This is a genomic window from Nonomuraea sp. NPDC050153, from assembly GCF_044460125.1.
In the GTDB taxonomy this organism is placed as follows: Bacteria; Actinomycetota; Actinomycetes; order Streptosporangiales; family Streptosporangiaceae; genus Nonomuraea.
Window position 1 is genome coordinate 92610 of record NZ_JBITJQ010000019.1, and the last position, 21271, is coordinate 113880.

A 21271-nucleotide genomic window follows, 5' to 3' on the forward strand; every position below is an offset into this window, starting at 1 on the left:
CTGAGCTGGCTGGTTCGCACCTGTCTCGTCGTCACGCTGGCCACCACCGCAAACGGGTTCGCCGCTGCTGCACCCGCGTACGCCGATCCGACGCCCACGCCCACGCCATCGTCCATCTCCAGCCCGGTTCCGTCGCCGCAGGTGAGCTGGATTCCCCCCGCCCAGCAGGCGCCGTCCTCGCCATCCGCAGGTGTGCAGGAGTGCGGGTGGATGGACGTCGGCTGCAAGATCAACCATGCGATGAACGGCTGGTTCACCCGCCTGGTGGTCGAGGCCATCAATCCCGCCTTCGTCCTCGTGGGCAGCGTCCTGCTCTCCGCGCCGCCGCCCATGATGCTGGAGCGGGTCCGGGAGCTGTCGGGTCACGTGCGGCTGGTCGCCAACGCCTTGTTGGTGCTGATGGTGCTCGCCGGGGGCGTCATCGTGATGGCGTACGGCAGCGTCCAAACTTCCACCACTCCGGCTGAGGTCATCCTGCGCGTGGTCGTCGCGGTGGTGGCGTTGAATGCCTCGCTCACCATCTGCCAGTACGCCATCGAGCTGGCCAACGCTCTGGTTGCCGCGCTGCTCGGTGATGGAGTCGATGGGCAGCGGGCCGGGAACCTCATCGCCGCCAAAGTCGACGGCCTGATCAAGGACCCGGAAGGCACCGCGCTGTTCCTGGTACTGCTGATCGGCGCTGCGGTGCTGATGGGGCTCCTGCTTGCCTTCATCGGCCTCATCCGCGTCACCCTGCTGCTGTTTCTCATCATCGCCGCACCGCTCGCCCTGCTGTTTCACGCCCTCCCGCAGACCGAAGGCGTCGCCCGGCTGTGGTGGCGGTGCTTGTTCGGGCTACTCGCCATCCAAATCTTGCAAGCCCTCGGCTTGATCCTGGCGTTCAAGTTGTTCCTGACCGACTCACCCGCCACCTACCCGCTCAAGCCCGCTGGCCCCAGTCTCGGGGACGCCGCCGAGACGACATTGCGGCCCACGGTCAACCGCGTGCTGGACGCGCTCATCGTCATCGGCATCCTGTTCGTCCTGATCAAGATCCCAGGCTGGGTCGCGCGCACCATCTGGCAGCAAGGCCAGCCTCACATGTTGAAACGGCTACTCAAAGCCGTAGTCGTCTACAAGACCCTAGGCGCCGCCCGCGCCCTCGGCAAAGCCGGACAACGCGCGACCCACCGCAAAGCCGCCACCATCAACCGGCATCGCCGACGTCCTCCTGGCAGCAGCCCGCAGAGCGGCCCCCGTGGACCACGGCGCGCCCCCAATGGCCCCCGCCCATCCACCACAGCTCCAGGAGCCTCACCCATGCCCAGCAGCGCACCCGCCTGGCAGCAACTCCCGCTACCCCTCGGCCTGCCACCCAATGCCACCACCTCGGCACCCGCTCCCGCAGCATCTCCCGCCGCCGCGCGGCGAATTCGACAGGGCAAGCAACTGACGTTGCCGTTCCCGGTCACCCGCGTCCCACGCCCACCCGCACCACGAACAGCGCCCGCGCCCACCACCGGACCGTGGATCCGTCCACGCCCGCCCTGGATTCAAGATCGGCTTCCGGGCATGCCCACCCGCGCCCCCCGACCGGGCCAGCTCCGCCTCCGGCTGGACCCGCCGCCCCGCCGTATCCCGCGCTCCCAGCGTCAACCCAGGAATGAGGGCCGGTGAACCACAACCACTTTGAACCGCCGCCTCTGCTGGCCCGCATCCCCGCCGACATCAACCAGCCGGACAAGATCGCCTATGGGCTCACCTTCCGCCAGATCCTGATCATCATCCTGACCGGCGGCATCGCCGCCGCCATCTACTACCTGTGTCACCAGCATCTGCCCGTCATCATCCTCGCCGCCATCCTGCTCCCGCTCCTCGCGCTCGGCCTCACGGTGGCACTCGGGCAACGCGACGGGCTGAGTCTGGACCGCTTCTCCCTCGCAGCCCTGCTGTTCGCCCGGACCCCTAAAAGGCTGATCTCCGCCCCTGAGGGGGTTACGGGCCCGCCGAGGTGGTGCCGCCTGCGCGGCAAGCTGCCCGCCCCGCTGCGGCTGCCGGTGCGGACGATCCGCACCGACGGAGCACTCGAACTCACCGACGGAGGCGTCGCGGTCCTGGTGGAGACCAGCACCCTGTCTTTCCACCTGCGCACCACCAGCGAGCAGGCCGCACTCGTCGGGGCGTTCGGGCGGTGGCTGAACTCTCTTGAAGCACCCGTGCAGATCCTCGCCCGTGCCCGCCCTGCCGACCTCACCGGCCTGGCCGAGATCGTTGAGCAACAGGCAGCGAGTCTGCCCCACCCGGCACTCGCTGCAGCCGCCCGCGAGCACGCCGACTACCTGGTTGAGCTCAACGCTTCTCGCGAACTACTGACCCGGCAGGTGCTCATCGTGCTGCGCGACCAGCCCACCACCAGTAGAGGTCGCCGCTCGGTGCGGCGAGACGCCGCCGCGGCCGTCGTCCTGCGGCGGGCCGCCGAAGCAGAACGCAGCCTAGCCGCGCTCGGCGTCACCACTCGCATCCTCGACGCCGAGGCCGCCAACCAGGAGCTGACCGAGTGCCTCGACCCCGGCGGCCGGCAGCCGCTCGGCCAGGCCCTCCCCGGCGAGCTGATCACCTCGACCAGGAGCACCACGTGAAACTACGCCGCCGTACCCGCGACCACGGACCCGGCACGCTGACCCATCCAGCCGCTGTCCAGGTCGGCGTCCGGACTGTCACCTTGCCCAACGCTGTCTGCGCGTCGTTCGTGGTGACCGGTTACCCGCGCGAGGTCGGCGCGGGATGGCTGGAGCCGCTGCTCACCTACCCGGGGCACCTCGACGTGTCCCTGCATGTCGAACCAATCCCGCAGCAGGTGGCGGCCATGCGGCTGCGTCGCCAGCTCGCCCGCCTGGAATCGGCCAGCCGCTCCGACGCCCAACACAGCAGACTCCCCGACTTCGCCACCGAGGCCGCCGCTGATGACGCCACCGACCTGGCCGACAGCCTGGCTCGAGGGCACGGCCGCCTGTTCAAGGTCGGCCTCTACCTCACCGTCACTGCCGCTTCGGAGCCGGAGCTGGCGGCAGAGGTGGAGCGGGTCCGGGCGCTCGCGTCGTCGCTCCTGCTCGATGCCCAACCGGCGACTTTTCGCGCCTTGCAGGGGTGGACGACTAGCCTCCCGCTCGGAGTCGATTCCCTTCGGGCGACGCGCACCTTCGACACGATCGCGCTGGCGGCGGCCTTCCCGTTCACCTCGCCCGACCTCGCTACGGCAGTCGGAGAGAGCGGGGTCTTGTATGGGTTGAGCGCCACCAGCTCCGGTGTCGTCTTGTGGGACCGCTACGCCCAGGACAACCACAACTCCGTCGTCCTGGCACGATCCGGCGCGGGCAAGAGCTTCTTCACCAAACTCGAAACCCTCCGCCTCCTCTACCAAGGCGTTGAGGTCGCCGTCGTCGACCCCGAAGACGAATACGCACGCCTCGCCCAAGCGGTCGGCGGCACCTGCCTGCACCTCGGCGCAGCAGGCGTCCGGTGGAACCCCTTCGACCTGCCCGCCAGCCACGGCCCCCGCGACGACGTCCTGTCACGCCGGGCCATGTTCCTGCAGACCTTGATCGCCACCATGCTCGGCGGCACACAGCTCTCCCCGCAGTCACGCGCCGTTCTCGACGCGGCGATCATCGACACCTATCAGGCGGCCGGGATCACCCGCGATCCGGCCACATGGACACGGCCCGCGCCACTCCTCGCCGATCTGGTCACCACTCTTACCAGAAACGCCGCCGGTCCCTTGGGGACAGAATTGGCCGCACAGCTCGCCCCCTACGTCACCGGCTCTTACCGCGAACTGTTCGACGGCCCCACCACCACCCATCCCTCCGGGCACTTGACCGTCTTCTCTCTGCGGGATCTGCCCGAGGAGATGAAAGCTGTCGGCACTCTGCTGGCGCTGGACGCTATCTGGCGGCGGGTGGCCAACCCGCGCGACCGCAAGAAGCGCCTCGTCGTCGTGGACGAAGCCTGGCTGCTCATGAAGGAACCCGAGGGCGCTCGTTTTCTCTTTCGGATGGCCAAGGCAGCCAGGAAGCACTGGGCCGGGCTCGCCGTCGTCACCCAGGACGCCGCCGACCTGCTCGGCACCGAACTGGGGCAGGCGATCGTCGCCAACGCGGCCAATCAGATCCTTCTCCGACAGGCGCCGCAGGCTATCTGCGCGGTCGGGGACGCCTTCGACCTGACCGATGGCGAACGCCAGTTCCTACTCACCGCCGAGCGAGGCGAGGCGCTCCTGGTCGCCGGCCCTGCCAGCCGAGCCGCCTTCCACGTCATCGCCTCACCCCGCGAAGTCGAACTGATCACTACAGACCCGCAGTTCCTCAACCAACTCGACCAGCACCATCAACACGGCCCGCTCCAAGCCCAAGCCGCGCAACCACCCAGCCCGGCCGACTTCACCGAGATCACCACCGACAGCCAAGACGAGGATGAGGAAGGCGACCCGCTATGACCATCCAGGAGTCGCCCCGACAGGATGGGCCGTGCCTGCTGTGCGGCATCGACGATCACGACGTCCAGACCGCCCTCGACTTCCTGGCCGAGCTACCTGCCCGCCTGCCTGAACTCGCCCTTGCCCACGGACCCCGGCTTTCTGCGGTCATGGGGGTGATATGGGCTGTGGCTGCTGTGGTGCGTTACCTGCTCGGCTGGCTTCGTCACGCCGACATGACACCCGAAGCCCGGCTCATCGAGATCTCCTCCCCGCCGCGCAGTGATCCCGAGGGCGCCGTGGTGCTGTGGCGGCAACTCGTCGGCCTCCTCCGCCCTGCATGGAAACGCGCCTTCACCGGGCAACCGCATCTGGTGTGGGAATACCACGGCAGCGACGCCGGAGTCCGCATCCGGCTGTGGGTGCCCGGCACCATCCCGCCCGGCATCGTGGAGAAGGCTGTCCAAGCCGCGTGGCCGGGCGCGACCACCACCACAAGCCCCGCCACCTCACCGCTCCCGGACGATGCCGAGGTTGCCGGTGGGCAGCTTGTGCTGGCTGCACCCGAGCACTTTCCACTCAAGACGGACCACGACCACGACCCTGTCCGCTCCTTTCTGGAGGCCATGAGCGGACTGCGCGAAGGCGAACACGCCGTCGTGCAGATCCTGGCCCGTCCCACCACGGGCAGGCGCCTGCGGCACGCCTACCGAGCAGCCGCCCACTTGCGCGGAGGAGGCAGCCGCCACAGCCTCGGCCGCGTCTTCGACGAGATCCTCCCTCTGCCCGGTGCCAGCCGCGACCGCCGCCACAACGGCGAGCTTGCCCGCGACTTCCCCGAACGCACCGAGCAAGTCCGCACCATCCTGGCCAAGGCCGGTCAGCCGCGCTATACCGTCGCCATCCGCTACGCCGTCGCTACCAGCCGCGAACCCACCTCCACCCCGACTCGCACTCCGATGAGCAGTCGCCAAGATGGTGTGGGCTCCTCTGATCTGGTTCGCGGGTGGCTGCGAGGCCACGCCCACACCCTGGCCGGCATCTTCGCCCTCTTCACCGGAAGCCACCAGTACCTGCGCCGAGCCCGCCTCTTGCGCCCCAGCCGCACGATCAGCTCACGCCGCCTCGACGGCGGCTACCTGCTGTCCGTCACCGAGCTGGCCACGCTCGCCCACCTGCCCTGGGACATCGACGCCCCCGGCATCACCCGCGCCGGAGCCCGCCCCGTCGCCCCGTCACCAGCCGTGCCCCGCACCACGGCGGGTGGAACCGCCCGCATCCTGGGCGACGCCGACAGCGGCCCACACCGGCCCGTGGCATTGCCCGTGGCCGACGGCCGCCACCACACCCACGTGCTCGGCGGCACCGGCGTCGGCAAATCCACCCTGCTCGCCAACCTGGTCCTGGCCGACGCGGCAGCAGGCCGGGGCGCCCTGGTCATCGACCCGAAGGGCGACTTGATCACCGACATCCTCAACCGCCTGCCCAAGCGGGCGATCGGCAAAACCGTGGTGTTCGACCCGCAAGACCCCGCGCCACCACCGTCGATCAACATCCTCGCCGGGCACGACCCCACCTTCGCCGTCGACTCCGTCGTCACCATCTTCCACCGCTGCTTCTCCACAGCCTGGGGGCCACGCGTGGATGACCTACTCCGCTCCGCCTGCCTCACCCTGACCAGCGTCCTCGGCCGCAAAGCCACCCTCGCCGACGTCCCCCGGCTGCTCACCGACCAGGCTTTCCGCACCAAGATCACCGCCCGACTGGACGACAGCCTGCTGGCCGGGTTCTGGAGCGCCTACGAAGCCCTCACCCCCGCCGGGCAAGCAACCGTCATCGGCCCCGTGATGAACAAACTCCGCGCCGTCCTGCTCCGCCCCTTCGTACGGCAAGCGCTGGCCAGCCCAGACACCACCGTCCCCATCGGCCGACTCCTCGACCGGGGCGGGCTCGTCCTAGCCCGACTGCCGAAAGGCATCCTCGGTGACGATGCCGCCCGGCTATTCGGCTCCATCCTGCTCGCCCACACCTGGCAAGCCACCACCCGCCGCACCAACGTCGCCGAGGCCGACCGGCCCGACGCCTCGCTGGTCATCGATGAGTGTCACAACTTCTTGAACTTGCCTGGCCACATCAACGACGTCCTCGCCGAAGCGCGCGGCTACCGACTCTCCCTCGTCCTGGCCCACCAGCACCTCGACCAACTCCCAGCCGACCTGCGCGAAGCCCTGTCCGCCGACGCCCGCAACAAGATCTACTTCAACGCCTCGCCCAAAGACGCGAACGACCTCAAACACCACACCGCGCCGCTGATCAGCCCGCACGACCTCACCCACCTCGGCGCCTACCAAGCCACCGCCCGCCTCGTCATCCATGGCCAGCAGACCTCCGCGTTCACCCTGCGCACCCGCCCGTTGCCGTCAGCGATCGAGGGCCGGGCAGACGAGATCCGCCAGGCATCACGCGAGCAGTTCACCCAGCCGGACACCGCACTCCAGCCGCCCGCCCCCAAGCCGCGCGGCCACAACAGCGTCGAACACGACCTGCGCACTGACCTCCGCAACGGGCTCCTCGGCCACGATCACGAGCCCATCTAAACCCGCCAACGCAGCCCGCCAACCGGATCGCCGCCGCGCATCCACTCAGCACCCTTTGCCTTCAGGAGAGTCCGCTATGCCCGCAGCTCGTATCCCACGTGGCCTGCCCCGCTTCGACGCCGCCGCCATGGCCAGCATCGTCGCCCGGCTCACCCCCCGCGACTACCAGGTCCTGGAACACCTCCTTCATCACCGCGTGCTGACCACCCACCAGCTTCAGCGGCTGTTCTTCACCAAGCCGCAACCCACCCGCCGCCGCCTGGGCATCTTGCACAAGCTCCACACCATCACCCGCTACCGGCCCTGGACTCCCTACGGCGGCTCCGCCCCCTGCCACTGGGTCCTCGGCCGTGCCGGGGCCGAACTCCTCGCCCTGCGCAGCCACACCACCGTCAAAGAGCTCGGCTACCACCCCGACCTGGCCATGTCGATCTCCGTCTCGGCCAAGAGCGGCCACCAGATCGGCGTCAACGACTTCTTCGTCCACCTGTGCCATCTGGCCCGCCACACTCCTGAAGCTCACCTGCGCGCGTGGCTATCGGAAAAGCAGTGCGCCACGATCTGGGGCGGCCTGGCCCGGCCCGACGCCTTCGGCTGCTGGCACGAAAACGGCCGCCAGATCGACTTCTTCCTCGAACACGACACCGGCAGCATGACCCTGGCCAAAGTCGCGGACAAACTCGCCGCCTACACCGACCTCGCCGACACCACCCAGATCACCACCCCGGTGTTGTTCTGGCTGCCCAGTCGCGCCCGCGAAACCAACCTCCGCACCCTCATCGCCACCACCGAGATACCCATAGCCACCGCCGTCCAGACCGACCTCGACGACGGCCCCGCCGGACCCTGCTGGCTCCCCATCCCGAACCGGCCGAGTCAGCCTCGGATGAGGCTGACCGACCTCGCCAACGCGTGGCCGCATCTCACCCTCGGCCGAAGCCCCGAACAGCCCACCACCACCACCAACGACTCCTACGACGACTACCTCGACAGCCTGTTCCCCAAGGAGGACGAGAGCAGGTGAAGGCCGCCGCGGCCGGCGCCGCCCTCCTGCTGCTCATCGTCTTGGCCTTCATCGCAGCCGCCACCAGCATCCTGACCACGTCCGGAACACCCGGTGGCACCGTCTGCGTGATCACACCCAGCATGGCGAGCAACCTGGCAGGCAGCCCGGTCGCGGCCCCGGCCTCAACGCGGACAGCACCGATACTGGACTTGGACGCCGAGCAGCAGGCCCACGCCGCCCTCATCGTCCAGGTCGCCATGGAACGTGAGCTGCCCGCGCGGGCAGCGGTGATCGCGGTCGCCACCTCGCTGCAAGAGTCCCAACTGCGTAACCTGCGTTACGGTCATCTCGACAGTCTTGGGCTGTTTCAGCAGCGCCCGTCGCAGGGCTGGGGAACACCTGAGCAGGTCCTCGACCCCCGCTACGCCTCCGGCGCCTTCTATGATCGCCTGGTCACCGTGCCGCACTGGGAGCAACTGCCACTCACCCAGGCCGCTCAAGCCGTCCAGCGTTCCGGCCGCCCCGACGCCTACGCGCAGTGGGAGCCGCTCGCCCAGCGCACCGTCGACGCCCTCGCCGGGACGTGCGTCCCGATCATCCCGGGCGAGCAGGTCGCTGCCGTGCTCGCGTATGCGCATGCCCAACTCGGCAAGCCGTACCTGTGGGGAGCCGAAGGACCGGCTGCCTTCGACTGCTCCGGGCTGACCATGCGCGCCTACCAAGCAGCCGGAATCACTATCCCACGAGTGGCAGCCGACCAATGGCGCCACGGACCGCCCATTCCGCAAGGGCAGGAGCAGCCTGGCGACCTCGCCTTCTTCCGCATGGAGCCAGACGGGCCCGGGCACGTCGGCCTCATCATCGGCAACGGACAGATGATCCACGCCCCCAACCGCCGCACCGTCGTCAAAATCGACACATACCAGCGCGGGGACTTGATCGGGTTCACCCGGCCATCCGCCCACCCCGCCACCGGTCAGCCCGACCCACGCTGACCGTACGCCGCAGCGGCAGCGTGGCCGCGCGACGGCACCCGACGGCACGCCCTCCCGGCCGCCGTACGGCTACCACGGGCCGTGGACGGGCCCGCCACACCCCCGCTACAAGCACGGCGACCGCGCGGGATGACGCCCCAACAGGGGCCGTACCAGCATCCGGCATAGTGTGGCCCGACACCAGACGGATTCCTACCTGGTGAGGTGAGCTGCACTTTCTTCCCGAAACTCGTGGTTACGAAGAGCAATGTGTCCGATACTGTTCGGGAGAATCTCCGGCGGCACCGTGAAGGAGACGCCACGTGTGTGCGATGCGGTTCGCCCCGTCCCAGCTCGTCGTCAGCCTCTCCTACGACCTCAACAACCCGATGAAGATCCGAGCCAAGCACAAGGTCGCCGGCATGCTCCTGCTCGACCGCGACCACGCCAACCGCCTCGAGAAAGGCTGGAACGTCCCCGGCGTCTACCTCCTGCTCGACCGGCCGAACGCCGAGGGCCGGTGGGGAGCCTACGTCGGCAAGGCCACCACCCCCGGGCTACGCCACCGCGTCCTGCAGCAGCTCAAGGAGCGCGCCCACTGGTATCGGGCGCTGCTCATCCGCTACGAATCCAATGAGGATGAGACGCTCAACAGCAGCGAGGCCGGGTGGCTGGAGGGGCGCCTCTACGACCACCTCGCCAAGGCCGGGCAGGTCGACCTTCACAACCGCAACCGGCCCCAGGACCCCACCCTGTCCGACGATGACGAGACCAGCCTCATCGACTACCTGCTGCCCATCGAGTCCGTGCTCCGGCTCATCGGTCACACCCTCTACCCGCGTCCAGTCGACGCCCCCGACGGCGGCGGGCCCCTCATCAAAATGAGAGAACCTGCGCCTAAGCCGGACAAGCCCGCACCCTACGTGAGTCCACTCGGTCTAGGACCGAATCCGTACCTGCTTCAAAACCCCACGCCCGAAGCGGTGCGGGAGAAGATCGCGCTCATCATGGCGGGCAAACATCCTCGGGTTATGGGGAAAGATCCGGGCAGACGGACCTGATCCGGTGGTGCAGGAGGTATGCCCCGGCCAGCACACTGTGATTGTGCTGGGCGGGGCATGCCACCTACGCCACCGGATCAGGCGCTACCAGGCGCATCATCCTCTACCGTCTCTTCTCCGCCGAAGATCCGGCAGGCGCGTTCCTCCTCGGCCGTGAGCACCACGGCGAGCAACTCCGGAAGGCCGATGGTCACGGCCTTGCAGAGGCGGTGCCAGCCGTCGATGATCAGCACACCGCCGTTCGGGACCGTGGCCACGATCAGCGGCTCGGACAGATCCACCTGGGCCGCGTGCTCGGCATTGATGGCGACCAGTTGGAGCATGGCCGCCCACCACTCGGTCACGATCCGCCCGTCCGGGGCCCGGCCCTGGGTGAGCTGCTTGGCGGCGGTGATGTCCCAGCACCAGCCAAGCATCCGGAAGACCTCCACACGCGAGCTGTCCGCCCGCTCTGATCCCTGCCGGTTGGAGGGCGGAGAGTCTGGGGAGACGGCCTCGGGTTCGCCGGTGGCGGTGTGGTGGGTCATGCCGTGGCCTCCTGCCCGGTCGAGGCGCTCGGAGACTGCTCTGCGGAGCGGGCCGGCGCGAGTGTCTCGGCTTGGGTGAGGAAGATACGGGCGGCGCCTTGACGGATGAGCGCGAGGCTGCGGTCAAGGTGGGCCAGGGCGAGCTCGTGCTCGCTGCTCAAGCCGAGGGCCCGTTGGGCGATCCCAGGGTCGGATGAGATTGGGTCGTCGAGGTAGGGGGTGATCCAGGAGACGAACCTGGCGACAGCCTGCGCCGGAAGCAAACGTCCGCCGTCGGCGTGCTCGATGTACCGGGCCACCAGCAACCACCACGTGCACAGGGTCTGCGCGCACAGGGTGTCGTAGATCTGCTCGGCGGTCAGCCGCTCGCCACGGCCGAGGCGCCGGACGATGTCGTCGAGGTGATGCTGGCGGGTGCGTCGGGCCTGGTCGATGATCGCCTCCAGGGAAGCCGGAACCCCTTCGGGCAGTGCGCCCGTGGCGGGATGCTGCGGGGAGTTGCTCATGACGTTGGTGTCCTTTCTTCAGGGGAGTCGCCAGCGCCCGGATGCGCTAGCGCGGTCGGTTGACCGGTCATGGCCCCGCCACCGTGGAGGGTCGCGTGTCGGGGCTGGCCGCTCGGGGATGGTCATGTTCCACGGGCGCGGCCGTGGAAGGGTTGCCTGCCTGGTCGATCAGGTGCTGGGTGAGAAGGTGGCCGCTGTCGTTGAGGAAGTCACGGGTGGCGATGCGCGCGGCGTGGGCGAGGGCGTGATCGAACAACGTGCCCGGCCGGGCGGCCGGAGGCTCCCCGGTGAGGTAGTGGCGGGCCCAGGAGCGCACCCGCCGTAGCGCGTGATCGGAGGTCAGCTTCTTACCGGTGATCTCCTCGTCCACCAGATCCCACCAGGCGCGTGACGCCTGGGCGTGGGCGGCGGCGAACGACTGCTCGCCGGAGAGCCGTTGCCCGTTCTGCAAGACGAAGATCGCCTCGGCCGACGCTGCGTAGAACGCGTGGCGGACTGCAGCGATCTTGTCGGCGGTCAGCTGATCGAACGAGCGCCGCGCCTGCTCGGCCTGGTTCGCGCTGACGTGCCGGGCGGGGATGATGCTGCTCGGCTCCCCGGGCGGGTGGAGGGGGGTGGGCTGGCTGAGGTCATCCATCGTGCGCATTCCTTTCGTCGAGTGACGGGGATCGGTGAGAGGTGAGGGTCGTGAGGGTGGCCGCTCGACCAGCCGCTGTGACCTCATCCGTGCCGGAGTGGGACGGGTGAAGCGGACAGGGGGAAGAGGGGGCCGGACGGTAGGCGGTGCGTGATGGCCGCCCTGGTACGGCACGCGCGCTCGTCGGCCCGCGCCCGTGAGGCGCCGGTCAGCCGCGTCGTCGGCTCGGCCTTGTCCCTTTCGCCCGCCCGAGGTGGGGATGGGGGAGCCCAACCCCGCCCACCGGGCGACGGCGAGGCGGGCAGCCTGCTTCGTGGCGGCCGTGGACCTCGCGATCGCAAGGTCCCATTCCCAGCCCATCAGCTCGAACCGGGAACCGCCCGTGCACGGCGTCACGGCCGGTAGCCCTCGGCCGAGGCCCGCTCGTTCGCGGGGGTGGCTGGCATGCCCGTGTCGGCCGGAGGAGTGTCTTGATCGGTGGGGAGGGCGAGCTCCTCGGCGAGCTTCTCGGTCGCGTCCAGGAAGGCACGCGCGCCACCCCGCCGGGACTCGGCCATCGCCAGGGCGAACAAGCCACCGTTGTTCACCGGGCGGGCGTTGATCAGCGACTCCCGTGCCCGTTGCCGCACGGTCATCAGCGCGGTTGCGCCGTCGACCGTCTTCTCGAGGCCGTGGGTGAGGTCGGTGACCTGCTGCCACCACGACATCCGTTGGTAGGCGTAGGCGATACGCCCCAGGTCCTTGTCACGCAACGTGCCTTCATCGTCGAGGGAAGCGATGCGGGCGAGTGCCTCGCCGAGTTCCCAGCGGGCGGCGGTGGCGTAGTGGACCGCCAGGTCTTCGAGTCGTCCCATGATGATCTCCTTTTGCTCGTGGGTGCGGTGTTGTGAGGGGTGGGTGCCCTGTGCCTGGGGTGGGCCGGTCGGGTGGCCGGGTGCGGCAGGAAGTACGGGACCGTGGGTTCTACCGACGCGGGCTACGGTGCGGAATGGTCCATAGGCGCGGGTTTCCGTAGCGCCCCACGTAAGGCCGTGGTGTCGGGTACGGCCCCCGGGCGGGGCCGTACCCGACAGGCCGCTCAGGCGGTGGCCAGGAGCCGGAACGCGCGAGCCTTGAGTTTGGCGTTGTCGTGGTCATCCAGCAGGGCCCGCTCCGCCCGTACGGTCGCCCCGTCGCGGCTGCCGAACACCGGGCTCTTGTGGTCCAGCCGCTCGGTCACCGCGTTGTACGCGGCCCACCGCGTGTTACGGATCGGCTCCTGGGTCGGAGCCTGCGCGAACAGGTACTCCAGATCCCGCATGGTCAGGTCGTGATTACGCTTGCCCAGCTCTTTGGCGTCGGCCGGGAGGGGGTGCAGGCGGGCGGCGAACTGCCGGAACTCCTTCACATCCATCGGCATGGCGAGGAGCTTCTCGGCCTCGGCGGCGAACGCTTCGCCGTGCTTCCAGGTGAGTTTCAGCGCCTCACGCGCCTCGGCGATGCGCCCGGCCACGTTGCCGGTGTGCCGGACGGTGAACTTCGAGGCGTGGTTGGCGAGCGCGGCCCGTTCGGTGTTCGCGCACACCACCCGGACCGGGGTGGCAACCGTGACGAACGCCCCCCACCCGTCATGCCGGGAGAACGCCGCGAGGTACAGGTCGATTTGATCGAACCCGCCGACCATGAGCGGCTCGGGCAGCCGCATCGTGACGAACACCCGCCGTCCGCCGTTCAGCGAGCCGCCCGTGTCGAAGATCGCCCCCGACTCGTCCACCAACGTCTGCAGGAAGCCGGTCACGTCCTCGTTCTGCAGAACCTGGTAGTCCCTGCCGACACGGCCGAGCCGTTCGGGCTGGCCGCTTGCCGGGTTGGTGCGCACCACGAGGAAGTCCTCGTCCGTGACGACCGGCAGGCCGGTGACCGGGTCGGTAACCTGACCGACCGGCACCTTGCGCACGTTCCACCCGGCGAGCTGGGCGTTGGACAGAAGCTCCTCGGCGGTCATCGGACCGGGCGCGGTATAGCCGAGCCCGTGCCAGCCCGGCTTACCTGCGGCGGCGAACCCGGCCGAACCATTGGCGAAGATCTCGATCTCGTGAGCCATGACAGTGCCTTTCTGATGTGTGGGCATGCGAAACAGACGAGGTGGCGGATGGGGCGGTCCGGTCTGGCCCCTCAGCGTCGGGGCCGGTGGACCGGTGATCGGTGGTGGCCAGGGCGGGCCGGGCGGTGTTGCCGCCCGGCGGGAGAGCCGGGGGCCGTAGACGGTGGGGGCGTCGGTGGGGTGACCGGCCGGGCTAGGAGTCCGGGCGGGCCGTTGTGGGGTGGCCCGCCCGGACCCCGGGCTTCAGCCGTTGTAGGTGTCCGCCTCGGCGGGCGTGCCAGGCTCAGCCGTGACCTCGATCGGGGCCTCTGTGGGGTTGGCGGTGGGGGCGAGGGCGAACCGTCGGGGCCGCTCACAAGTCAGCACCGCTTCCCCGAGGTTGACGAGGCGGTCCAACGCGTTGGCCACCGCACCGGACGAGGCGTCCAGCACCTTCCCGATCTCGTACGGGGTGAAGTCCTTGTCCGGGAACTCGATCAGGTGCGCGTGCACCCGATCCCGCAACGCCCCCGGCCGCACCCCGCTCCCCACGCCGCCGCTGACAGTGCCCGGCCGCGCGGCCGACGCGGGGCGGGCCGGGGCGGCGGCGGTACCGGTCAGCGCCGCCCGCGCGTTACGGTGCACCGAGGCGACCCTCGCCATCGCCATCTCCAGGCACCCCAACGCCATCACGGCGTTACCGTCGTCTTTTGCCAGGGCGACCCCGCCGAACAGGTCGGTCAGTTCCGCCAGCTCGGCCCGTACGCGCGCCCATTCCGGGTCATCCGCCGTCTCAACAGCGGGCTCGTCGGTGTGGGTATCGACGGGCTCTCCGCCACCCGTCAGGGCATCCGGGTGACCGTGCGTCTCCCCGGTCGGGTCCTCGTCGGTCCGCTCGTCCTCGGTCCCCATCTCAGATGCTTCCCCTAGGGTGACATCGGCCGTTTCGGTGATGGCGGGAAGCGTCTCCTCCTGCGGTGTGGGCGCTTCCGCAGCGTCGGCAGGTCCGGCCTCGGTGCCCGAGGTTCCACTGTCCGGGTCGGTGATGTCGCCGGTGTTGGTGGTGATCGGGTACCACCGGTCAGCGGCGCGGCCCCGCGTCTGGCCGTCGTTCGTGCCCGGCTCGCGGCGGGCGCGCCCGTCGGCTTCGAGCTGGTTGAGGATCTTGCCCGCCACCATCCGGCTCAGACCGGCCGCCGCCCCGATCAGCGTGGCGGATGCGCCGGGCTCGGCGTTCAGCGCCGCCCACACCGCCTCCACACGCGCGTCCCCGCCCGCCGTGGGGTCGGCGTCCGGGGCGGCAGTGCCGGGGCCCTCAGGGCCGGTCAGGGACGCGGCGTCGGCGGGGACGATGACGGCGGATTCCGCGTCAGCGGCGATGTTGTCAGTGGCGGTCATTTCCGGAGTGTTGATAGCCATTGCGTGATGCCCTTTCCGGTCGCATTTCCCGGCCCCGTTCGGGCCCGGTGTTTTTCGTTTGCGTGACGACCATCCCTCGCATACAACGCGGACGGCAAGTCGACCGGGCCACATTTTTTGTCACTCCAACGGCTGGAGAGGCTAACCAAACAAACCAACCGCTGATCTGCAGAAATATCTCATGAGAAGCTCGCCGCAGCGGCTTGACATTCGCGGCCGGCCCAGCTCTTCCCGCATTCCACCGAACGACGGCAAACGACGCCACTTTACCCGATTCTCGATGAGTGTAATCTCGCAGATAAACACGCGGCCGGGTTGACATTCATACGCGATCGAACGTCCATGGAATTAGGCGATGAACCGCCGCCGACAAACCGCACCCGGGAATAACGCGCCGGGGAAACGAAAGGGAAAATCGCATGGCACGCACGATCACCGCCACCGACGAGCTCACAGTGGACACCGCCCACGCCGACGTAGCCGACCACGGGGCCGTCTTCGAGATCAACGACTACGACGACCTCACCGCCATGCACGAGGCACACGCCCAGCGCGGCCAACCGGCCGACCCCGCTACCATCGCCGCCGAGGTCACCGGCCAGGCCCGCACCCACCTCAGCCAATGGCGGCACACCCTCACGATGATGGCCGCCACCAGCTCCTACACCACCGTTCTACGCCCCCACGGCATCTACCGCCGCCACCGCCTAACCCCGCCCCACCACCCGCGACCGGCCCTGTGACTGGCCCCGGCACCGCCCCTCACGCCGGACCGGGGCCCACTCATGCCCAATCCCGGGCCGCACACCCGCCGAGCATCGGCCGTGCCCGACAGGGGAACCTCGGCGATCACGCGAACGGCCCCGCCCCATGACGGGAGATGGCCGAGCCGTCCCATCTGACAAGGGCAAACCAGACAATGTCGGCGAATCCGCACCCGGGCGACCGGTACGGGGCGGCGGCCCGGGCTCGGCACGCGAGGTTCCGATCCCATGCTCAGGGACGAGCCTCCTGAAAGGCCGGCACGTGCGAAGCAGAAGAGCCAGCAGAGAGGGAGGGCAAGCAGCTGACCAAGGTCAACCACAACCAGATGCAACAGAATTGACAGCCGCATGAGAACACGCCTGCGCACATATTCAGGGAATCGCCTTAAGGCGATTCGGGGCGGCCACCGCAACAGACGAAACCCACACGGCCTGAGGAAACGGCACGCCAGGGGGTGAGGCGCTCTCAGCGGCAACACCGAACGCGACAATAAAACGCGACACCGAAGACAACACCGAACAACGCCCCGCGCGTGAACCCGCAACAGCGAACGCCACACCCCAAGCGGACTCAGCTGTGAGCGATTTCCAGCCTCCGGCGGTGGGTTCGCCCCTCCCCCACCAGAAGCGAACCCATACCGGCCCGGTCCGCCCGCCCGACGCTTCTCCACGGCGGGCGGGCGAATAGGTATCGACGCCCACCTGCACCCCAGGTGTCAAGCCCGCACCCCGACCATCACGCGCGGCCCGTTCCGTCAATCAGGCGGCAACAGCGGCAGCCACTGCGGTGAGCTTCGGCTGAACCCGGCGATGACGAGGCGCGCCCCCGCCCGAAGGCCGGTCCCGGCCCATCGGATGGCCGCCTTCCTCGACTCGTGAGCCTGGCCACGAGCGGTCCCGCCGCTTGCCCCACGTCCACCACGCCCACCCCTGCTGCCTCCACACCACCCGAGCCCGGTCAGCGGCAGCTACCGCCCATGTGCGCGTCCCCAACTGTTCGTCGGCCAACACCGCCAACGGCGGCGCAACGGCGGTCAGCATGTCGCTCAACCCCGCTCCCGCGCCATCACCCCCGCGGGCCCAACCCGCGCCCGTCCCTAATGCTGAGGCCGGTGGCGGCGACGCGCTCAGCCTTGTACGACCCTCATCCAGGTCCGTCGCCGGCAGCTCGGCCAAGGTTGACAGCGCCGGTCCGATCTCCGTCGCGCCGCGCTCGATCGGGCCAGATGCAGACGAGGCGGGCACGGCCGAGGCTGGCTCTGTCGGGATGGGCTTGACCGGGATCGGTGGCAAAGCCTGACGCAGTTCCTCCGGGCCGGTGGCGCTGATCATGACCTGCTTGCCGCGCATCGCGAGCCACCGGTACCGCACTACCAGGAAGGCCCAATCGGGCCAGTCCCGGCGTAGCCTGGCCAGCGCCTGCTGCGCCCACGGCTCCTGGCCGTACGCGGACACCTGGTCCGCCCTCTGTCTCAACATGGCCTCCACAGATCCGTGGAAGGGTCCAGATCAACAGCCCCCTCCCCTCCGTCCGAGCCCGGTCTCCTCATCGGCACCATCAAGACGCCCGGCACGCCGCCGGGCCGACTGTCCGGCACATCGCCGGCAGTCTCCTCGTGCCTTGAGACTGCAGCGTCGTGGCAGGCAGTAGCGCTCGCCACCGGCGCGCTCAGCCCAGCAGACGCCGGCTCGAACTCCCGCGCAGAAGCCACTTCCGGCTCCCGCCCGGCAACGTCGACCGCACCAGCTGCCGGGCGCAGGCGAACCTCGTCGGCGTTTCGGGCCGCTCGGGCAGTCCCGCTTGTAAAGGCGAGCTCGGCCCAGACCGCGTGCCCAGTGATCGCATCACCCGCCGCCCCGATCCGGACTGCCAGTTCAGCTACCCCGGCCAAGCCGCGCCCGTGCTCGGCCAGCTCAGGTGGCGAGCCGGGCGTTCGGGAGAAGTCCGGGGCCGGACCGCCTCCCAGGTCATAGACGACGATCCGGGCCACGTCCGCGCCGCGCAGCACCTCCACCACGAAGAACCCCCGCTCCCGGCCCGAGCACGTGTGCCGCAGCGCGTTGCTGACCAGCTCAGCCGTCACCCACTGCGCGTCCTCCGCCCGGCCGGTGTCGGCCAGCAGTTGGCCCACCATCCGACGCGCGGGAGCCGACTGATCTCCCCGCCCCGCGAACGCCCGCCGCCAGGCCATCCCACGCCACAACTGCCGCGAACGGAACGTCGACATCACCAACCCCGGCGCCAGGTCCGGGAACTCCTCCCCACGCGACGGCTGGTGCGCCCGCGCGGCGATGTCACGGATCGGCTTGCTCGAAAGCGTGTACTGGGTGCGGTTGTCCATGCTGGGTCGTCCCTTTCCGGTCACGCCCCCGCCCGTCCGGGAGCAGCCAGCACGATCGCTCACCTCGCCGCCCGAATCACACCCCCAACCCGCATGCCCACCCCACACCCTGTCCCGACCCGCACCAACGCCGCCCGCGCGCCCACCGCACACACCCACCAACCCCCGACGATCACCCCGCGCAGATGCTTGAGCCTCTCGGCAGGGCCCGCCTACCGTCGCCCAACCCCATGCGCACGGGGGTACCACGTGCGGCCACGACCTGAACGGGAGAAGGGGGACCTCGCCTATGTCCGGGACCGGCTACCAGACGCTGCTCGACTGCCGTCGCCGCAGCCGATACCTGCGCCAGCACGGCTTCACCATTGACCAGATCGCCATCATCCTCAACCTTGACCACCCCGCCACACCTCTACGTCTCTACCGCCACGCCGCCGGACTCACCGCGGCCCAAACGGTGGCCACCTATCACAGACTCGCCGACACCACCGGCGCAGGACTGCGCGAATCTCGTCTCTACGACTACGAGAGCTGGCCTGAGGCAGGCCGGCGCCCCTCTGTCTTCACACTTCGCCTGCTGGCCCGCGTCTACGGCACCCGCCCCATCCACCTACTTACCTCGGCGGTCCTGGCCACCTACTCGGTGCGCGACCAACACGCCCTCCGCCAAGACGGCTGAGGCCCCTGGCCGCCGCAGGCTGGGGGTTCACATCGTCTGCTCCCGGCCTGCGGCGCCCGAACTAGCGAACGAGCCGCTCGTACAGCTGACGAGCATGCGCACTCGGCACCGCGTCAATCTCCGTCAGCCGCTCTCGCAGCAGCTCGAAGGAGCGCCGTACAGCAAGCTGACGCCCCAGCTCGCCCTGAATCGACATCAGCAGACACCACAACATTTCGCTGTGCGGGTCGATGCGCTCCACCGCCAGCCGCAACACATCCAACGCCCGATCCGGATCGCTCACACGCACCAGCTCGGCCAGCCGCTCAGCCGCATCAACTGCCTGTCGCTGAGCGGCCTGCCGCAGCGGAAGCACCCACAGGTCCTCACGCCCAGCCAGCAACGGCCCCCGATACAAAGCCAGCATCTCGTGCAACGCAGCAACCCGAGCCGGCTCCTCCTTCGCGGTGCCCGCTCGAACGAAGGCATCCTCGAACCGCCAATAGTCCACATCGAAGTACGCAGCCGCCAACTGCCGCCGCTGCCGCGCCTTCACCACGAACTTCACCCCCACCGCCAGACCAGACGCCTGCCGCATCACCTGGTTGAGCTGCCGAACCGCCGACTCCAGCAGGCGACCACCTCGCTCACCATCGCCCGGCCACAAAGTGTCGATGATGCCCTCCGTCGACATCCCCTCCCGTGACGTCGACAACAACGCAAACAGATCGGACGCCTCCGCACGACCGAAAGAGACCTCTACCCCGCCATACGACAACCGCGGCACTCCCAGCACCTCGGCCTTCGCCTTCCCCGGCACCGCCACGAACCCGGACGCCATCAGCGCCGCGGAAGAAGAGGCTACTGCAGCGCCCTCCGGCTCAACGACGCCCGTCTTATCGGCGTCTCCCTCAGTGCTGCCCGACCGAGGCACATCGACTTCGGCCTCCTCTTCTGCTTCCTCTGCGCGGCAGTCACCAGCAACAAACCCCGTCACAACGGGGCCGATCACCGGCGCCTCCGCGGAGACAGCAGTCACCAAACCGCTGTCTCCCCTGCCCTCAGAGCGCCCTCCAGAAGGGCCTCCCGGCGAGCCCGCAACCGCCAAACCAGCCCGAAAGCGCCGACGGACGATCAGCACAGCGCCCAGCAGCATGACGAGCAGCCCGAACACCAGCGCAGCGCCAAGAGGCTGTCCCACCTCAGACGAAGCCCCCACGCGCTGCCCCGTCGCCGCGCCTTCACCACCAGTCGCCGTAGGCGACGGAGATGATCGAAATACCGAAGGTGACGGGGAGGGCAACGGCGGAGCGGTCGGACTCGGTCGGTCATCACGCCGCGGCGAGCGTGAGCCGTTGTCCTGACCTTGCCGACGATCGACGCGCCTGACGTTCTCACCTCGGCGCGAGACGGATTTCGACGGCCGATCCGGCCGCGACAGCGCCTCCCGCTGCCCGCGCGGCCCGCCTCCCCCTCGGTCCATGCTCGCCACAGGCACAGGAGCTGGCGCTGGCGTGGACGGCTTCTCCCTGGAGAGCGAGCCCTTCGGCATCGAACGCACCCGCGGCCTCGGAGACGACGCCGTCTCCGCTGGCACACGCCGAGCCTCCGCAATCCGCTTTTCGAGATCAACTGCTCGGCCCTCTGCCAGGTCCCCGTGTACCAGCGCGCACAGCTTCTCGATGTCGAACATCTGGTGCCCCTGCTCCGGGACCGACTCCGAGGGACAATACGGATCCACACGCGCCACAGCCACGCTTGGACCACCGAGCAAAACGACCATCAACGCGCCCGCGATGATAAATCGGCCCAAAAACCCGGAACCTTCGCACTTCCAGTGGCTTGGAAGGCATTCCCGAATCACCAGGCTCCTCCAGAGGGGTTGACTACATCATCCCGATCTACCACCACATCCTTCGCACCACGCCACGGAAATAGAATGCAATTCACAAAGACTTGAAATCGCGGTGCGCCCCGCGCTCGCGGCCCCGTTCCAGCACGGCGGGCTCAGCCCTGACGACAATGGCATAGGGGCCGACGAGCTTCGCCACGGGCAAGGCGATCACGCCGGTACTGATGATCAGGTCCAGGACCCGCTACCTGCCGTCAAGGCCAGAGACTGAAGCAGTCGGCGAGCGCGTCATAGAAAGCGGACGGCAGCCGGACAGGTATTTCGCGTTTCACGCGGCGGTGGAGGCGAATACGCTCGTCGAGCGTGCCGGGCCTTACTTCATATCATCACTCAAGGTGTCGCTGATGTCGTGC

At 68.9% G+C, this 21271-nt stretch carries 17 protein-coding genes; 9 read left to right on the plus strand and 8 right to left on the minus strand.

Annotated features, from left to right (window positions below; genetic code table 11):
• The first annotated feature begins 210 nt into the window (after positions 1-210).
• From ACIBQ1_RS36830 to ACIBQ1_RS36860, 7 genes are all read left to right on the plus strand, one after another.
• Entirely contained in the window at positions 211-1656 is a 1446-nt protein-coding gene (locus tag ACIBQ1_RS36830) for a hypothetical protein (RefSeq protein WP_397284046.1), read from the plus strand.
• Entirely contained in the window at positions 1653-2618 is a 966-nt protein-coding gene (locus ACIBQ1_RS36835) for a PrgI family protein (protein ID WP_397284048.1), read from the plus strand. The genes ACIBQ1_RS36830 and ACIBQ1_RS36835 overlap by 4 nt, the downstream gene beginning before the upstream one ends.
• A complete protein-coding gene (locus tag ACIBQ1_RS36840; RefSeq protein ID WP_397284050.1) occupies positions 2615-4474 on the plus strand; it encodes a VirB4 family type IV secretion system protein in 1860 nt (619 codons plus the stop codon). The genes ACIBQ1_RS36835 and ACIBQ1_RS36840 overlap by 4 nt, the downstream gene beginning before the upstream one ends.
• Positions 4471-7050: a type IV secretory system conjugative DNA transfer family protein gene (locus tag ACIBQ1_RS36845; RefSeq protein WP_397284052.1), complete on the plus strand. Its 2580-nt coding sequence runs from the start codon at positions 4471-4473 to the stop codon at positions 7048-7050. The genes ACIBQ1_RS36840 and ACIBQ1_RS36845 overlap by 4 nt, the downstream gene beginning before the upstream one ends.
• A 76-nt stretch (positions 7051-7126) precedes the next feature.
• Positions 7127-8074 (plus strand): replication-relaxation family protein, encoded by a 948-nt coding sequence (locus ACIBQ1_RS36850; protein ID WP_397284054.1) that lies wholly within the window; start codon positions 7127-7129, stop codon positions 8072-8074.
• Positions 8071-9051: a C40 family peptidase gene (locus tag ACIBQ1_RS36855; protein WP_397284056.1), complete on the plus strand. Its 981-nt coding sequence runs from the start codon at positions 8071-8073 to the stop codon at positions 9049-9051. The genes ACIBQ1_RS36850 and ACIBQ1_RS36855 overlap by 4 nt, the downstream gene beginning before the upstream one ends.
• Before the next feature lie 302 nt (positions 9052-9353).
• Positions 9354-10091 (plus strand): hypothetical protein, encoded by a 738-nt coding sequence (locus ACIBQ1_RS36860; protein ID WP_397284058.1) that lies wholly within the window; start codon positions 9354-9356, stop codon positions 10089-10091.
• 77 nt (positions 10092-10168) lie between these two features.
• Here ACIBQ1_RS36860 and ACIBQ1_RS36865 read toward each other — a convergent pair whose 3' ends face one another.
• From ACIBQ1_RS36865 to ACIBQ1_RS36890, 6 genes are all read right to left on the minus strand, one after another.
• Positions 10169-10618, minus strand: a complete 450-nt coding sequence (locus ACIBQ1_RS36865) for a hypothetical protein (RefSeq protein WP_397284060.1) — start codon at positions 10616-10618, stop codon at positions 10169-10171.
• On the minus strand, positions 10615-11124 hold the full coding sequence (locus ACIBQ1_RS36870; protein WP_397284062.1) for a hypothetical protein: 510 nt from the start codon (positions 11122-11124) through the stop codon (positions 10615-10617). The genes ACIBQ1_RS36865 and ACIBQ1_RS36870 overlap by 4 nt, the downstream gene beginning before the upstream one ends.
• A gap of 67 nt (positions 11125-11191) precedes the next feature.
• Positions 11192-11761, minus strand: a complete 570-nt coding sequence (locus ACIBQ1_RS36875) for a hypothetical protein (RefSeq protein WP_397284064.1) — start codon at positions 11759-11761, stop codon at positions 11192-11194.
• A 392-nt stretch (positions 11762-12153) separates the two neighbouring features.
• The gene (locus ACIBQ1_RS36880; protein ID WP_397284066.1) at positions 12154-12615 is read right to left on the minus strand and encodes a hypothetical protein; all 462 of its coding nucleotides are present in this window, start codon (positions 12613-12615) and stop codon (positions 12154-12156) included.
• A 224-nt stretch (positions 12616-12839) separates the two neighbouring features.
• Positions 12840-13844 (minus strand): DUF932 domain-containing protein, encoded by a 1005-nt coding sequence (locus ACIBQ1_RS36885; RefSeq protein WP_397284068.1) that lies wholly within the window; start codon positions 13842-13844, stop codon positions 12840-12842.
• 243 nt (positions 13845-14087) lie between these two features.
• The gene (locus tag ACIBQ1_RS36890) at positions 14088-15221 is read right to left on the minus strand and encodes a hypothetical protein (protein ID WP_397284070.1); all 1134 of its coding nucleotides are present in this window, start codon (positions 15219-15221) and stop codon (positions 14088-14090) included.
• 440 nt (positions 15222-15661) lie between these two features.
• Here ACIBQ1_RS36890 and ACIBQ1_RS36895 point away from each other — a divergent pair, with 440 nt between their 5' ends.
• Positions 15662-15985 (plus strand): hypothetical protein, encoded by a 324-nt coding sequence (locus ACIBQ1_RS36895; protein ID WP_397284072.1) that lies wholly within the window; start codon positions 15662-15664, stop codon positions 15983-15985.
• Between the two features lie 1493 nt (positions 15986-17478).
• Here ACIBQ1_RS36895 and ACIBQ1_RS36900 read toward each other — a convergent pair.
• Positions 17479-18348 (minus strand): ATP-binding protein, encoded by an 870-nt coding sequence (locus tag ACIBQ1_RS36900; RefSeq protein WP_397284074.1) that lies wholly within the window; start codon positions 18346-18348, stop codon positions 17479-17481.
• Positions 18349-18637: 289 nt separating this feature from the next.
• On the opposite strand from ACIBQ1_RS36900, the gene ACIBQ1_RS36905 reads away from it, so the two are divergent.
• Positions 18638-19027 (plus strand): helix-turn-helix domain-containing protein, encoded by a 390-nt coding sequence (locus ACIBQ1_RS36905; RefSeq protein WP_397284076.1) that lies wholly within the window; start codon positions 18638-18640, stop codon positions 19025-19027.
• Between the two features lie 61 nt (positions 19028-19088).
• Here the strand turns inward: ACIBQ1_RS36905 and ACIBQ1_RS36910 are convergent, their stop codons facing one another.
• On the minus strand, positions 19089-20045 hold the full coding sequence (locus ACIBQ1_RS36910; RefSeq protein ID WP_397284078.1) for a BTAD domain-containing putative transcriptional regulator: 957 nt from the start codon (positions 20043-20045) through the stop codon (positions 19089-19091).
• Positions 20046-21271: the final 1226 nt, after the last annotated feature.

What these genes read in the sequence shown, in the direction of transcription:
- ACIBQ1_RS36830 (WP_397284046.1), top strand. Translation starts at nt 211, where the DNA reads ATGGACGTCGGCTGCAAGATCAACCATGCGATGAACGGCTGGTTCACC.
- ACIBQ1_RS36845 (WP_397284052.1), top strand. Translation starts at nt 4,471, where the DNA reads ATGACCATCCAGGAGTCGCCCCGACAGGATGGGCCGTGCCTGCTGTGC.
- ACIBQ1_RS36850 (WP_397284054.1), top strand. Translation starts at nt 7,127, where the DNA reads ATGCCCGCAGCTCGTATCCCACGTGGCCTGCCCCGCTTCGACGCCGCC.
- ACIBQ1_RS36865 (WP_397284060.1), bottom strand. Translation starts at nt 10,618, where the DNA reads ATGACCCACCACACCGCCACCGGCGAACCCGAGGCCGTCTCCCCAGAC.
- ACIBQ1_RS36870 (WP_397284062.1), bottom strand. Translation starts at nt 11,124, where the DNA reads ATGAGCAACTCCCCGCAGCATCCCGCCACGGGCGCACTGCCCGAAGGG.
- ACIBQ1_RS36875 (WP_397284064.1), bottom strand. Translation starts at nt 11,761, where the DNA reads ATGGATGACCTCAGCCAGCCCACCCCCCTCCACCCGCCCGGGGAGCCG.
- ACIBQ1_RS36880 (WP_397284066.1), bottom strand. Translation starts at nt 12,615, where the DNA reads ATGGGACGACTCGAAGACCTGGCGGTCCACTACGCCACCGCCGCCCGC.
- ACIBQ1_RS36885 (WP_397284068.1), bottom strand. Translation starts at nt 13,844, where the DNA reads ATGGCTCACGAGATCGAGATCTTCGCCAATGGTTCGGCCGGGTTCGCC.
- ACIBQ1_RS36890 (WP_397284070.1), bottom strand. Translation starts at nt 15,221, where the DNA reads ATGACCGCCACTGACAACATCGCCGCTGACGCGGAATCCGCCGTCATC.
- ACIBQ1_RS36895 (WP_397284072.1), top strand. Translation starts at nt 15,662, where the DNA reads ATGGCACGCACGATCACCGCCACCGACGAGCTCACAGTGGACACCGCC.
- ACIBQ1_RS36900 (WP_397284074.1), bottom strand. Translation starts at nt 18,348, where the DNA reads ATGGACAACCGCACCCAGTACACGCTTTCGAGCAAGCCGATCCGTGAC.
- ACIBQ1_RS36905 (WP_397284076.1), top strand. Translation starts at nt 18,638, where the DNA reads ATGTCCGGGACCGGCTACCAGACGCTGCTCGACTGCCGTCGCCGCAGC.